Below are 13,334 nucleotides of genomic sequence, written 5' to 3' on the forward strand. Positions count from 1 at the left end.
GGTCGGCGGGGGGTTCCGCGGCGGCGTGTTCGTAGAGGTCTCGTTCGGCGCGGTCGAGGGCGGCGGACAGGACGTATTCGGTGACCGTCCAGCCGATCAGTTCGGCGGCCTCGCGGATGACGAGGGACTGCTCGTCGGAGATGCGGAAGGCGATGTGCTCGGTGGCGGGAAGGTCCTGGCGGACCGACTCGGGCATGGCCGGTCTCCCTCCTGACGGCACTTAAAAGTACGCCGGGAGGTGTTGCCAGGGCATCCCCATTGAGAACGAGAATCGTCGGGTGTGCGGACGAGTCAGCGGGTGCCCCAGGAGTACGTCTGTTTGCGCAGTTTGAGGTAGACGAAGCTCTCGGTCGAGACGACGCCCTGGACGGCGCGGATGCGGCCGAGGAGCTCCAGGAGGCGTTCGTCGTCCTCGCAGACGAGCTCGACCAGGATGTCGAACGAGCCCGCGGTGATGACGACGTAGTCGATCTCGGGGAGGCCGGCCAGCTCGTCGGCGATCTTCTCCAGGTCGCCCTCGCACTTGACGCCGATCATCATCTGGCGGGAGAAGCCGAGCGTCAGGGGGTCGGTGACGCCGACGATCTGCATGACGCCGGCGTCGAGGAGCTTCTGCACGCGCTGGCGGACGGCGGCCTCCGACAGCCCGACGGCCTTGCCGATGGCGGCGTAGGAACGGCGGCCGTCCTGCTGGAGCTGCTCGATGATGTGCTTCGCGGTCTCGTCGAGCTGGACGCGTGCGGCGCGTTCCACGATGGTCTCCTAGCTGCGGCATCGAGGGTGTGAGGCGGCTGGGTCAAGTGAATTAGTCGTGAAGCTGGATCGTAACAACGGAATCACTTGTGTTGGGCGGGATCCTCTGTAAGGGTCTGGGCCAACAGGACACAACGGGCGACGGTGCCCAGGAGGGACCTGAGGATGAGCGGCGAGCGGCTGCGCAACTTTATCGGTGGCGAGTACGTGGACGCCAAGGACGGGCGGACGCTGGAGGTGGTCGACCCCAGTACCGGCGAGACGTACGCGGAGGCGCCCGTGTCCGGCGCCGCGGACGTCGACGCCGCGTTCCGCGCGGCGGCCGACGCCTTCCCCGCATGGCGCGACGCCACCCCGGCGGAGCGGAGCCTCGCGATGCTGCGGTTCGCGGACGCGGTCGAGGCGCGGGCCGAGGAGCTCGTGGAGGCCGAGGTCCGCGACACCGGCAAGCCCGTCCAGCTGACCCTGGACGAGGAGATGCCGCCGATGGTGGACAATCTCCGCTTCTTCGCCGGCGCGTCGCGGGTGCTGGAGGGCAAGGCGACCGGCGAGTACATGGCGGACCACACGTCCTCGATCCGGCGGGAGCCGATCGGGGTGTGCGCGCAGGTGACGCCCTGGAACTACCCGATGATGATGGCGGTCTGGAAGTTCGGGCCGGCGCTGTCGGCGGGCAACACCGTGGTGCTCAAGCCGTCCGAGACGACGCCGTCGAGCACGCTGCTGCTGGCGGAGATCGCAGCCGAGTTCCTGCCGCCGGGCGTCTTCAACGTGATCTGCGGTGACCGCGGCACCGGGCGCGCCCTGGTGGAGCACCCGACGCCGCAGATGGTGTCCATCACCGGCAGCGTCCGGGCCGGTATGGAGGTCGCCGCGGCGGCGGCCAAGGACCTCAAGCGCGTCCACCTGGAGCTGGGCGGCAAGGCTCCGGTGGTCGTGTTCGACGACGCGGACGTCGAGGCGGCCGCGACCGGCATCGCCGAGGCCGGGTACTTCAACGCCGGGCAGGACTGCACGGCCGCCACCCGGGTCCTCGTCGCCGAGCGGCTGCAGGGCGAGTTCACCGAGGCGCTCGTCGAGGCCGCCAAGGGGACGGTGGTCGGCCCGCCGAGCGACACCGACGCCTACTACGGGCCGGTGAACAGCGAGAACCAGCTCCAGCGGGTGCAGGGGTTCATCGAGCGGGCGCCCGGCCACGCCAGGGTCCTGGCCGGCGGCGAGCGGGTCGGGGACCGCGGCTACTTCTTCGCGCCGACCGTCGTCGGCGGCCTGAAGCAGGACGACGAGATGGTGCAGAACGAGGTGTTCGGCCCGGTCATCACCGTGCAGAGCTTCTCGGACGAGCAGCAGGCCGTCGCGTGGGCCAACGGCGTCAAGTACGGCCTCGCCGCGAGCGTGTGGACGCAGAACCACGGCCGCGCCATGCGCATGAGCAAGGCCCTCGACTTCGGTGCCGTGTGGGTCAACACCCACATCCCGTTCGTCTCGGAGATGCCGCACGGCGGCTTCAAGCACTCCGGCTACGGCAAGGACATGTCGATGTACGGCATCGAGGACTACACCCGCGTCAAGCACGTCATGCACTACATCGGCGGCTGACCCCCCGAACGAGCCCGTGAAGGAAGACCGGCCATGACCGAGACCCAGCAGGCCCCGGCGCGCGAAGACCCGGGCCGCGCAGTCCCCGCCATCGAGCTCACCGGAGTGGAGAAGGCCTACCACGCCCATGGCGAGACCGTGGCCGCGGTCCGCGGCGTCGACCTGGAGATCGCGCAGGGCGAGTTCTTCTCGCTGCTCGGCCCGTCGGGGTGCGGCAAGACGACGACCATGCGCATGATCGCCGGCTTCGAGGAGCCGACGGCCGGCAGGGTCCACCTGCACGGGCAGGATGTCACCGGCGTGCCCGCCAACCGGCGCGACGTGAACATGGTCTTCCAGTCGTACGCGCTGTTCCCGCACATGAGCGTCTTCGAGAACGTCGCGTTCGGGCTGCGCCGGCGCGGCGTGCCGAAGGCCGAGATCGGCGAGCGGGTCGGGAACATGCTGGACATCGTCGACTTGGCGGGACGGGAGAAGCGCCGTCCCGCCGAGTTGTCCGGCGGCCAGCAGCAGCGCGTCGCGCTGGCCCGCGCGCTGGTGAACCGGCCGCGGGCCCTGCTGCTGGACGAGCCGCTCGGCGCCCTCGACCTGAAGCTGCGGCAGGCGATGCAGGTCGAGCTGAAGCGCATCCAGCGCGAGGTCGGCATCACGTTCGTGTACGTGACGCACGACCAGGGCGAGGCGCTGACGATGTCGGACCGTATCGCCGTCATGAACGACGGGCTGATCGAGCAGCTCGGGACGCCTCGGGAGATCTACGAGCGTCCCGCGTCCCGGTTCGTGGCCGGCTTCATCGGGACGTCCAACCTGCTGGGCGGCGAGATCGCCGAGGCGGGGCCGGGCACCGCGGTCATCTCCTACGGACCGGACGGGCGGATCGAGGTGCCGATCCGCAACGGGCTGAAGGTCGCGGCGGGGGAGCGGCTGGAGCTGACCGTCCGCCCGGAGAAGATCGGCATCGGGCCGGACCGGCCGGCGGACGACCTGTGCGGCGTCCGCGGCACCGTGACCGAGGTCGTGTACCTCGGGACGTCGACGAACTACAACATCACCACCTCCGCGGGATCCGACGTCGTCGTGTTCCTGCAGAACGCCACGTCCGCCGACGACATCGCCACGCGCGGCGACAGCGTCTGGCTGTCGTGGGATCCGCGCCACTCTTACGCCATAGGAGCCCCCCAGTGAGCAACATCGACCCCGCATTCCTGCGCGGACTCACGCGGCCGCGCATGGCACGTTCCAGCTTCGCCCGCCGGGACGTCCTCCGGATGATGGGCGCGGCCGGCGCGGGGCTCGCGCTGTCGGCGTGCGGAGTGCAGGGGCAGGGCGGCAAGGAGAAGGTGAGCCAGACCGACGTCCAGAAGTACTGGGCGGGCAAGGCCAAGAACGGCAGGCTCAACTGGGCGAACTGGCCGGGCTACATGCAGGACGACCGGGAGACGATCAAGGCGTTCGAGAAGGAGACGGGCATCCAGGTGACCTACAAGGAGGTCATCCAGGAGATGGGCCCGTGGTTCGGCAAGATCCAGGCGCCGCTGTCGGCGGGCCAGTCCATCGGCTTCGACCTGATGATCATGACGAACGGGATCCAGCTGGAGCAGGCCCGCCAGCTCGGCTACCTGGCGCCGCTCGACCTGGCCAAGCTGCCGAACTTCGAGAAGAACGCGGGCCAGGCGTTCAAGGACCCGTCCTACGACCCCGGCAACGCGCACACGATCCCGTACGAGTCGGGCGTCACCGGCATCGCGTACAACACCAAGTACGTGGACGAGGAGATCACCAGCATCGCCCAGCTCTTCGACGCGAAGTACAAGGGCAAGGTCGGCATGATGGGCGACTCCCAGGAGCTCGGCAACTTCGGGATGTTCCTGCTCGGCATCGACCCCGAGAAGTCGACGAAGGCCGACTGGGAGAAGGCCGCCGCGAAGCTGCGCGAGCAGCGCGACAAGGGCATCGTCCGCAAGTACTACAGCCAGGACTACGTCGACGCCGTCAGCAAGGGCGACGTGTGGATGACGATGGCCTGGTCCGGTGACGTCTACAGCCTCACCAGCCCGGACGTGAAGTTCGTGGTGCCCAAGGAGGGCGGCACGATCTGGACCGACAACATGTGCATCCCGAAGACCGCCGAGAACCCGGTGGACGCGCTGACCCTCATGGACTGGCTCTACGTCCCGGAGAACAACGCCCCGCTCACCGAGTTCATCAACTACATGCCGCCGATCCCGTCCACGCAGGAGATCCTGAAGCAGAAGGCGGCGAAGGCCTCCGGCGACGAGAAGAAGGACCTGGCGCGGCTGAGCACCAGCCCGCTGATCTTCCCGTCCGAGGCCGACCTGGCGCGGCTGCGGCACTACCGGCGGCTCACCCAGGCCGAGGAGCAGGAGTACCAGAAGATCTTCGAGCCCATCGCCAAGGGGTCGTGATGGCGCGGGGACGGGGACGGCTCGCGCCGTACCTCATGATCCTGCCCAGCGGGCTGTGGATGGCGGCGTTCTTCCTCGTCCCGATGGTGCTGATGGTGTCCCTGTCGCTGCAGACGGGCAACCTCATCGACGGCTTCCGGCAGACGCTCCACTGGCAGAACTACCTCGACGGGATCGACACCTACGGCGACAAGTTCGTCCGGTCGCTCTGGTACGGGTTCCTCGCGACGGTGCTGTGCATCGCGATCGCCTACCCGGCCGCGTACTGGATCGCGTTCCGCGGCGGACGGCACAAGTCGACGTACCTGTTCCTGCTCCTGCTTCCGTACTTCGTCTCGTTCATCCTGCGGACGGTGTCGTGGAAGCTCGTGCTGACCGACAACGGGCCGATCCTCGGCCCGCTGCGCGGCACGGTCCTCCCGGACGACTTCCACATCCTCGACACCGGTGTGGCGGTCGTGTCCGGGCTCACCTACAACTTCCTGCCGTTCATGGTGCTGCCGATCTACGTGGCGCTGGAGCGGATCGACCACCGGGTCGTCGAGGCGGCCTACGACCTGTACGCGAGCCGGCTGCAGGCGTTCACGCGGGTGATCCTGCCGCTGTCGCTGCCCGGCGTGTTCGCCGGCGTGATCATGACGTTCGTGCCGGTGTCGTCGGACTACGTCAACGCCGAGGTCCTCGGCGGCCCGCAGAACACCATGATCGGCAACGTGATCCAGACCGAGTACTTCAACAACAGCGCCTACCCGATGGCGTCGGCGCTGTCGTTCTCGCTGATGGCGATCCTCCTCGTCGGGATCTTCGCCTACGCGCGCACCCTCGGCACCGAGGACGTTCTGGAGGCGGCGGGTCGATGAGCACTCTCACCACCACCGAGACCCCGGCGAAGCGGACCCCCGCCCGCCCGCGCCGGAAGGTCTCCGGCCTGCACGTCTACACCCTGGTGCTGATCGCCTGGCTGATCCTGCCCATCGCGATCATGATCCTGTTCGGGTTCAACGACACCCGCAGCAAGCAGAACTTCGAGTGGCAGGGCTTCACGCTCAAGTGGTACCGGCACCTGTTCGACAAGAGCGACCTCACCACCGCGGTCGTCAACTCGCTGACGATCGCGCTGCTCAGCACGCTGATCACCACGGTCCTCGGGACGTTCGCCGGCCTCGCGCTCGGCCGCTACCGGTTCCGCGGCAAGGGCTCGACGAACCTGGTGCTGTTCATGGCGATCTCCTGCCCGGAGATCGTGATGGGCGCGTCGCTGCTGTCGATGTTCGTGACGTTCAACCTGCCGCGCGGCTACCTGACGATCCTCGTCGCGCACGTGATGTTCTCGATCGCGTTCGTCGCGGTGACCGTCCGGGCCCGCGTCGTCGGCCTCGACCCGGCGGTGGAGGAGGCGGCGCAGGACCTCGGAGCCGGGCCGTGGACGCGGTTCCGGCTGGTCACGCTGCCGATGATCATGCCGGGCGTGCTGGCGGGGGCGCTGCTGGCCTTCGTGCTGTCGATCGACGACTTCATCATCACGAACTTCACCAGCGGCGCCACCGTCACGTTCCCGCTGTGGATCTACGGCTCCACCCGGACGGGCACGCCGCCGCAGGTCAACGTGATGGGGACGCTCATCTTCGCGGTCGGCGTCGTGATCGCGGTCATCTCCGCCCGCCGCAACATCCGCGCCTCGCGCTGACCGCGCCGACTGCGCCGACTGGGCCGGGCTGGACGGAACGGGGGACGGGATGGACATCGCCAAGGCGCTCGCCGACGCCGAACTGAAGCCGTTCTGGCTGCAGGACGAGGCCCGCCCGGCCGCGGCGCCGCCGCTGGACGGGCCGGGGACGTGCGATCTCGCGGTCATCGGCGGCGGGTACAGCGGCCTGTGGGCGGCGCTGCTCGCCAAGGAGCGCGACCCGTCCCTGGACGTGGTGGTGCTGGAGGCGGGCCGGGTCGGCGGCGCCGCGTCCGGGCGCAACGGCGGGTTCTGCGCCGCCAGCCTCACCCACGGGCTGGAGAACGGCACGGGACGCTGGCCGGACGACATGCCCGTGCTCGAACGGCTGGGCCGCGACAACCTCCGCGCCATCGGCGACACCCTCACCCGGTACGGGATCGACGCCGAGTGGGAACTGACCGGCGAGATGGACGTCGCGACGGAGGAATGGCAGGTCCCCGGCCTCGAAGAGGCGGCGGAGAAGGCGGCGGGGTTCGGCTGGGACCCGGTCTTCCTCGACCGCGACGCCGTCCGCGCGGAGGTGGACTCGCCGACCTATCACGCCGGGCTGTGGAATCCGGAGTCCACGGCGATGGTGCATCCGGCGAAGCTCGCCTGGGGCCTCGCGGACGCCTGTCGTTCCCTCGGCGTCCGCGTCTTCGAGCAGACCCGCGTCACGGGCCTGCGCTCGGACGGGCGCGGGCTCCGCCTGACCACGGCCGACGGCGCGGCGGTCACCGCACGCCGGGTCGTCCTCGGCACCGGCGCGTTCCCGCCCCTGGTGAAGCGCCTGCGCAACTTCGTCGTCCCCGTGTACGACTACGCGCTGATGACCGAGCCGCTCAACGCCGCCCAGCGCGAATCCATCGGCTGGAGGCACCGCCAGGGCATCGGCGACAGCGCCAACCAGTTCCACTACTACAGGCTCACCGCGGACGACCGGATCCTGTGGGGCGGCTACGACGCCGTCTACCACTACGGCAACGGGATACGGCCCGAGCTGGAGAACCGTCCCGCCACGTTCGAGATCCTCGCCCGGCACTTCTACGAGACGTTCCCCCAGCTCGAAGAGGTCCGCTTCACCAACGCCTGGGGCGGGGTCATCGACACGTGCAGCCGGTTCTGCGCCTTCTTCGGAACCGCGTACGGCGGCAGGCTCGCCTATGCCGCCGGTTTCACCGGGCTCGGCGTCGGAGCGACCCGCTTCGGCGCGGACGTCATGCTCGACCTCCTGCGCGTCGGCCTCGCGCCCGGTGAGCGGACCGAGCGGACCCGGCTGGCGATGGTGCGGTCCAGGCCCGTCCCGTTCCCGCCGGAGCCGCTCCGGTACGGCGTCATCGAGCTGACCCGCCGCGAGATCGCCCGCGCCGACCGCAACGCCGGCCGCCGCGGCCTCTGGCTCCGCACCCTGGACGGCCTCGGCCTCGGCTTCGACTCCTGACGCCGGCCCGTGCGGCCGGCCCGCGCGGGATCAGTCGGGGGAGGCGTCGGTGCTGCCGAAGATGACCGAGGAGACCTCCAGGTAGAGCTGCTCCGGGTACGGCATGTACGGGATGCTCTGCAGCCACTGCTTCTGCCCGGCCGACTCGGTGCGGAACTCGCCGTAGCCGAGCATCCGCCCGGCCATGGACCGGTTCAGCGTGATGTCGGTGACCTTCGACAGCGGCATCATCACGACGTTGCGGTTGAACACGCCGGTGATCACCATCACCCGGTGCTCGGTGACCAGGAAGAACTCCACCGACCACGCGATGACCCGCCAGGCCAGGAAGGCGACCGTGATCAGCCACAGCCACCAGATCCAGCCGATGCCGGCCACCGCGCTGACCGCGCCGCACGCCACCAGCCCGGCGACGACGGCCAGGACGGGCAGCCACAGGACGGCGGGGTGCCTGCGCACGGCGATGACGCGTCCCTCATAGGACATCAGATATTTGTCGACGGTGCGCGACGAGTTGTCGCGGTGCACCATCATGTCCTGCAGATTCACGGCGGCGTCCTCGTCATGATCCGGTCGGTACAACGGTAGCCGACGCGCCGCCGGCCGCGCAGGGGCCGCGCGGTAAGGGCTCTGGTCCCCGAGAGGATCTTGTGGACGGGAGATCGCGCGCCGGATGATGGAGCCCATGGAGTTCGCGCCGGACGTGACCGGACGTCCCATCTGGCGGCTGCTGCTGCGGGGCCTCGGCGTGTACCTGCCGGGCTGGGAGATGCCGGCGGGCGCGTCGCGCGTCCGGCCGGGGACGCCGGCGGACGGCTTCGGCCCGCCCGCCTACCTCGACGGCGGCGCGGGGTTCGGCGTGCAGATCCCGGACCGCAGGCGCGGCCTGGAGCCGGACCGGGAGATCTACGTCCGCGGCCGGGAGAACCCGAGCTTCGGCATCGTCGTCGCGGGCCCGGCGGCGGCGATCGGCAGCCGGGTCGTGGACGCCGGCGTGCTGATGCGGTTCGCGCGCCGGCTGACGTTCGAGGAGCTGTTCGACACCGGCGACGCCGACTCCGTCCCGTACGCGGTGCGCGGCGCGCGGGCGGTGGAGAACGTGGTGTTCCTCGACCGCGCGGCCGGGATCGGCCTGTGCGCCGAGGTCGACCCGCTCACCCGCACCGCCTCCTGCCCGCTGTACGTGCGCCTCGGCGGCCCGGCAGAGCGGACCGTGCGCGTCTACGGCGCCCCGCCCTCCGTGCTCGCCCAGGCGGTGAGGTCCCACAGCTGATGGGACGGCAGCCGCCGCAGCCGGACGGTCGCGGCGGCCGGGTCCCAGAACACCTCGTCGCTCTCCAGCTCCAGCGACTGCGCGGCCGTCAGCACCGCGCACAGGAGCTCGTCGCGCGTCCGTACGGCCATCAGCGGGCCGATCTGCGCGACGGCGCCCGAGCATTCCGAGAGCGTCCGCAGGAGCGACTTGAGGGCCGCCTCGTCCTCGGGCGGACGCGCCGGCTCGACGCCCGGCGGGACGCCGGGCTCGACGCGGGCGAGCCCGCGCCTGGACTCGTGCGACCCGTTGTGCGGCAGGTCGGCGCCGGTGGAGATGAGCAGCGCGCTGAACAGCCCGGCGAGGTCCTCGGAGGCGTGCCCGCCGAGGAAGTAGCGGCGGCGCTCGGGGGAGCCGGGCGCGGGGCCGTCCGAGCCCTCGGCCGTGCGGAACCGGATGTTCAGCCGGCTGGCGCGCACGCACCGCTCGTACATCTCGCCGAGGATGTCGTCGAGCTGGTCGTCGCGGGTCCAGAGCCGCCCGGTGGCGGTGACGGCGTCGCCGTGGGCGCGGGGGCGGCCGGTGAGCGCGGCGGTGACGGTGTCGTCCAGCTCGCCCTCGGTGAACTGGAGCAGCTCGGCGACGACGTCCTCGACGTCCTCCAGGGTGCGGGTGAGGGTGCGCTGCAGCTCCAGGATCTCCGCGCCGCCGCGCTCCAGCTCGGTGAGCCGGTCGAGGGCCGCGTCGACCTTCCCGGCGGCCGACTCGCCGTGCGACCGGGTGACGGCGCGCACCGACGTCTCGACCTCGCCGAGCTTGCGGCGCAGCGCCGCGAGGGTGATCCGCTGCTGCTCCAGGTCGCGCAGCCGGCCCGCCTGCGTCCGCAGGTAGTCGTCGGCCTGGTGGACGAGGCCCGCGAGCTCCTCCACCTGCCCGGTGTTCTGCCGGAGCCGGTTGTCGAGCGCGGGCAGCACGTCCTGCTTGACCCGCGACAGCTCGGCGGTGAGCTGCTCGCCGACGGTGACGAGGACGTTGTTCTGCTTGGTGACCTGGTCGTTCAGCTCGTCGATCCGCCGGGTGAACGCGTTGGCCTGGTCGCGGCTCTGCTTGCCCGCATAGAGTTCGAGCGCCCCCACCACGACGCACATCACCACCAGAACGACCGTCGTCATGGCACTCCTCGGGGGGTGGCGGTGATTGCCTGAACGGGTTTTGATCGCGACCATAACTTACGATCACGCGCGCCGACCGGAACTTACGTAACCGTCTGATCTCCGTGACCGGCCGGTCCTGAAATCGGTTCCGGCGCCATTCCGTAATCGCTCGGGTTCATCGGGTGACGGCCGTTCAGACGCAGCCCTCGAACTGCGGGACGGTGGTGGTGAGATTCAGCCCGGTGCCGCCGAACCACCGTTTCAGCAGTCGCGGCGCGGTGCCGTCCTGGTACATGCCGGTGATCGCCTTGTTGACCGCCTCGCAGCCGTCCACGTCGCCCTTCCTGATGCCGACGCCGTACGGCTCGTCGGTGAAGGGCGCGTTGACGATCCGGAGCCTGTGGCCGCTTCCGGACGCCTTGGCCGCCAGACCCGCGAGGATCAGGTCGTCGGTGGAGACGGCGTCCAGCTCGCCCGCGACGAGGTCGGCGAGGCAGTCGGAGTAGCCGTCCTCCTCGACCGGCAGCGCCGCGATGCCCTGCTCGTCGTGGACGCGCGGGAACGACACCGACCCGCGCACCTTGCAGAGCCGGCGGCCCTTCAGGTCGTGGATGCTCCGGATCTTCCCCGCGTCGGCAGCGCGGACGAGGATGTCCTGGTGGGCGACGTAGTAGGGGCCCGCGAACGAGACCTTCACCTTGCGCTCGGGGGTGACCGAGTAGCTCGCCACGACGAGGTCGACCTCGCCGCTCTGGAGCATCTTCTCGCGCGTCGCGGAGTACACCCGCTTGAACGTCACGCCGGAACCCGTGACGCCGAGCCGGCCGGCGATCTCCTTGGCGATGTCGATGTCGAAGCCCGCGTACCGGTCGCCCTCGCGCGCGCCGACACCCGGCTGGTCGGCGTTGACGCCGATGACGAGCCGGTCCTTGCCGGCGACGGAGCCGTCGTCGGCGTCCGCGATGCCGCACGCCGTGCCCGCGCCGAGCAGGGCCGCCGCGGCGGCGACGCCCGCGACGCCGCGCCGCGCCCTCACTTCGACCACCGGTACTCGGCCAGGCGGGGGCGCACGCCGGCGAGCACGAGCAGGGCGATCACGACGCCCGCGGCCGGCAGGACGGCGTACCAGCCGCGCGTCCCGGCGTCGCCGTCGTCGACGGCCTCGTCGAACGCCTTCTGGTGGATGCGGGCCAGGTCCTGCAGGGACCGGTCGTACCGGGTGAAGTCCGCGGCGGCGGCGCCGCGGGCGGCCACGGCCTCGTCCCGCTGCCCGCCCTTGACGAGGTCCCTCATCCGGCGGTCGTTCGCCTGCACCTTCTGGTAGGCGGCCAGGGCCTCGTTCATGCCGTCGGCCAGCCGCGCCCTCTGCTCGGCCGACTCCGCCGGCCGGTTGGCCTCGGTGCCGAGGAACCCGAGGAACGGCGCCCGCCCCGGCTCGAAGGACAGGCCCTTCTGGACGGCGTCGTTGTACTGGGTCAAGTTTCCCGCCTTCAGATACAGGACGGTCTGCGATTTGCTCAGATACACCTGCTCATAGGCGTCCGCGCGTCCGGGATCGAGCAGGAAGCGGGTCTCGTCGGCGTTCGCGCTGTTGCTGATGGCGCGCGTCCGGGAAAGGGCCAGGATCGAGTCGAAGCCCTCTTCCTTGGCCTGGCGCAAATGGTCCGCCTGGCCGGTCAGCATGAGCGTCCCCGCTCCGGCCAGAACGAGCGTCCCGAGCGTGGCCAGCGCCAGCGGCACGTTCAGCAGGCGGCGGAAGCGCCGGGTGAGGTAGAGCTGGAGAAGGGCCAGGGTCGCCAGCAGCACCAGGCCCGCGACGAGGATGCCGGTGCGGCCCATGAGGACCGCCGACCGCTTGTCCTCGTAGGTGTGCCGGACGAGGGTGCCGTTGTCGAGCGTCAGGTTGTACGCCTTGGGCAGCAGGTCCAGCTTCATCAGGTCGGTCGCCTGCCGGTAGAGGTCGACGACCTGCTGCGACGGCGGCCCGGACGCGTGCGGGGACTGCCGGTCGAGCAGCAGCGCCTGCCCGGCGAGGCGCTCGTAGCGGCCGAGCGCGTCCAGCAGGTCCCGGGCGGTGTTGTTCTCCGTCGTCTCGTCGGCGAGCTTGGCGGCCTTCAGCAGCGCGTCCCCGGCCTTCCGCCGGTTGTCGTCGTAGCGCTTGAGGGCCTCCTCGCGCCCGCCGCCCGGCGCGGTCCCGATCAGCAGCGCGTTGGCGAGCTGCGCGTCCATGTCGCTGAGCTGGAAGTACAGGTCGCCGGTCGCGACGACCTGCGGGCCCGCGTCGTGGCCGATGACCCGCACGCCCTCGCGGGCGTTCGCGATCGCCGCCCAGCCGATGCCGAGCAGCACCACCAGCAGGACGAGCGACAGCGCGGTCAGCGCACGGATGCGGGACGCGACCGTGCGGGGGACCAGCCGCCCGGCGCCGCGCGGCCGGGCGTCCGGCGCCCGCCGGAGCGCGCCGCCGGAGTCCCGCCGCGCGGGCGGCGCCGCCTGCGCGGAGCCGGCGGGCGGCCCCGCCGGAGGAGCCTGCTGAACGGCCGTCATGTCGCCTCGCCTCGGGTGAGCGTGATGGTGGTCCAGGCGCCGACGTGGATGCGGTCGCCGTCGGCGACGGGGACCTCCACGTTGTAGGGGATGGGGTCGGTGGACCCGTTCACGCAGGTCCGGTTGGTGGAGCCGGGGTCGACCAGCGTCCAGGTGCCGTCCGGCTTGGCCAGCAGCACCGCGTGGACGTGGGACACGCCGGGGTCCTCGGGGGGCTCGCGCAGATCGATCTCGGGCGGGGACGGCTGCGCCGAACTGCGCCGGCCGATCCTGATCTGCGCCCCGGTGAGCGGGATCCGCCGCTCGGGCGCGTACGGTGGGAAGGACAGCGACGCGGAGTCGGGCCCCTCCTCGGCGATGACCGTGTTGAAGTACGCGCGGTCGGCCGTCACCACCGCCGTCCACGCCGCACCCGCGGCGGGCGGAGGCGGGACGGGCGGCGCCGGGGCCGGAA

The 13,334-nt window shown here is 70.8% G+C and carries 14 protein-coding genes; 7 read left to right on the forward strand and 7 right to left on the reverse strand.

Going from position 1 to position 13,334, the window contains the following annotated elements; translation table 11 throughout:
- A partial coding sequence (locus E1284_RS30945) for a type II toxin -antitoxin system TacA 1-like antitoxin (protein ID WP_131943697.1) occupies positions 1–196 on the reverse strand: 196 nt, incomplete at its 3' end.
- Positions 197–291: 95 nt separating this feature from the next.
- Complete coding sequence (locus E1284_RS30950; protein ID WP_243714849.1) at positions 292–753, reverse strand: Lrp/AsnC family transcriptional regulator; 462 nt, start codon at positions 751–753, stop codon at positions 292–294.
- 165 nt (positions 754–918) lie between these two features.
- Here E1284_RS30950 and E1284_RS30955 point away from each other — a divergent pair, with 165 nt between their 5' ends.
- From E1284_RS30955 to E1284_RS30980, 6 genes are read left to right on the forward strand one after another with little or no spacing between them, the layout of a single operon-like run.
- A complete protein-coding gene (locus E1284_RS30955) occupies positions 919–2,352 on the forward strand; it encodes a gamma-aminobutyraldehyde dehydrogenase (RefSeq protein ID WP_131943699.1) in 1,434 nt (477 codons plus the stop codon).
- Between the two features lie 33 nt (positions 2,353–2,385).
- Positions 2,386–3,537: an ABC transporter ATP-binding protein gene (locus E1284_RS30960; protein ID WP_131943700.1), complete on the forward strand. Its 1,152-nt coding sequence runs from the start codon at positions 2,386–2,388 to the stop codon at positions 3,535–3,537.
- Entirely contained in the window at positions 3,534–4,778 is a 1,245-nt protein-coding gene (locus E1284_RS30965) for a polyamine ABC transporter substrate-binding protein (RefSeq protein ID WP_243714850.1), read from the forward strand. Before E1284_RS30960 ends, E1284_RS30965 begins: the two co-directional genes overlap by 4 nt.
- Entirely contained in the window at positions 4,778–5,638 is an 861-nt protein-coding gene (locus E1284_RS30970) for an ABC transporter permease (RefSeq protein ID WP_131943701.1), read from the forward strand. Before E1284_RS30965 ends, E1284_RS30970 begins: the two co-directional genes overlap by 1 nt.
- Positions 5,635–6,465 (forward strand): ABC transporter permease, encoded by an 831-nt coding sequence (locus E1284_RS30975; protein WP_131943702.1) that lies wholly within the window; start codon positions 5,635–5,637, stop codon positions 6,463–6,465. The genes E1284_RS30970 and E1284_RS30975 overlap by 4 nt, the downstream gene beginning before the upstream one ends.
- A gap of 49 nt (positions 6,466–6,514) precedes the next feature.
- Positions 6,515–7,927, forward strand: coding sequence for an NAD(P)/FAD-dependent oxidoreductase (locus E1284_RS30980; protein ID WP_131943703.1), 1,413 nt, complete (start codon positions 6,515–6,517; stop codon positions 7,925–7,927).
- 30 nt (positions 7,928–7,957) lie between these two features.
- Here the strand turns inward: E1284_RS30980 and E1284_RS30985 are convergent, their stop codons facing one another.
- The gene (locus E1284_RS30985; protein WP_243714851.1) at positions 7,958–8,476 is read right to left on the reverse strand and encodes a PH domain-containing protein; all 519 of its coding nucleotides are present in this window, start codon (positions 8,474–8,476) and stop codon (positions 7,958–7,960) included.
- A 136-nt stretch (positions 8,477–8,612) separates the two neighbouring features.
- Between E1284_RS30985 and E1284_RS30990 the strand changes: the two genes are divergently transcribed.
- A complete protein-coding gene (locus E1284_RS30990) occupies positions 8,613–9,200 on the forward strand; it encodes a hypothetical protein (protein WP_243714852.1) in 588 nt (195 codons plus the stop codon).
- On the opposite strand, the gene E1284_RS30995 is transcribed toward E1284_RS30990, so the two are convergent.
- The 4 genes from E1284_RS30995 to E1284_RS31010 all read right to left on the reverse strand — a co-directional run.
- The gene (locus tag E1284_RS30995) at positions 9,149–10,351 is read right to left on the reverse strand and encodes a hypothetical protein (protein ID WP_131943705.1); all 1,203 of its coding nucleotides are present in this window, start codon (positions 10,349–10,351) and stop codon (positions 9,149–9,151) included. The genes E1284_RS30990 and E1284_RS30995 overlap by 52 nt on opposite strands.
- A gap of 175 nt (positions 10,352–10,526) precedes the next feature.
- Positions 10,527–11,378: a glutamate ABC transporter substrate-binding protein gene (locus tag E1284_RS31000; RefSeq protein WP_341770435.1), complete on the reverse strand. Its 852-nt coding sequence runs from the start codon at positions 11,376–11,378 to the stop codon at positions 10,527–10,529.
- Entirely contained in the window at positions 11,366–12,880 is a 1,515-nt protein-coding gene (locus E1284_RS31005; protein ID WP_131943706.1) for a hypothetical protein, read from the reverse strand. Before E1284_RS31005 ends, E1284_RS31000 begins: the two co-directional genes overlap by 13 nt.
- A partial coding sequence (locus E1284_RS31010; RefSeq protein WP_131943707.1) for an FHA domain-containing protein occupies positions 12,877–13,334 on the reverse strand: 458 nt, incomplete at its 5' end. The genes E1284_RS31005 and E1284_RS31010, both read right to left, overlap by 4 nt.

Origin of the sequence: Actinomadura bangladeshensis (assembly GCF_004348335.1) — a bacterium.
GTDB classification, from domain to species: domain Bacteria; phylum Actinomycetota; class Actinomycetes; order Streptosporangiales; family Streptosporangiaceae; genus Spirillospora; species Spirillospora bangladeshensis.

Coding starts and splice junctions, on each gene's coding strand:
- E1284_RS30990 (WP_243714852.1), top strand. CDS start 8,613: ATGGAGTTCGCGCCGGACGTGACCGGACGTCCCATCTGGCGGCTGCTG.
- E1284_RS30980 (WP_131943703.1), top strand. CDS start 6,515: ATGGACATCGCCAAGGCGCTCGCCGACGCCGAACTGAAGCCGTTCTGG.
- E1284_RS30960 (WP_131943700.1), top strand. CDS start 2,386: ATGACCGAGACCCAGCAGGCCCCGGCGCGCGAAGACCCGGGCCGCGCA.
- E1284_RS30970 (WP_131943701.1), top strand. CDS start 4,778: ATGGCGCGGGGACGGGGACGGCTCGCGCCGTACCTCATGATCCTGCCC.
- E1284_RS31005 (WP_131943706.1), bottom strand. CDS start 12,880: ATGACGGCCGTTCAGCAGGCTCCTCCGGCGGGGCCGCCCGCCGGCTCC.
- E1284_RS30975 (WP_131943702.1), top strand. CDS start 5,635: ATGAGCACTCTCACCACCACCGAGACCCCGGCGAAGCGGACCCCCGCC.
- E1284_RS30995 (WP_131943705.1), bottom strand. CDS start 10,351: ATGACGACGGTCGTTCTGGTGGTGATGTGCGTCGTGGTGGGGGCGCTC.
- E1284_RS30955 (WP_131943699.1), top strand. CDS start 919: ATGAGCGGCGAGCGGCTGCGCAACTTTATCGGTGGCGAGTACGTGGAC.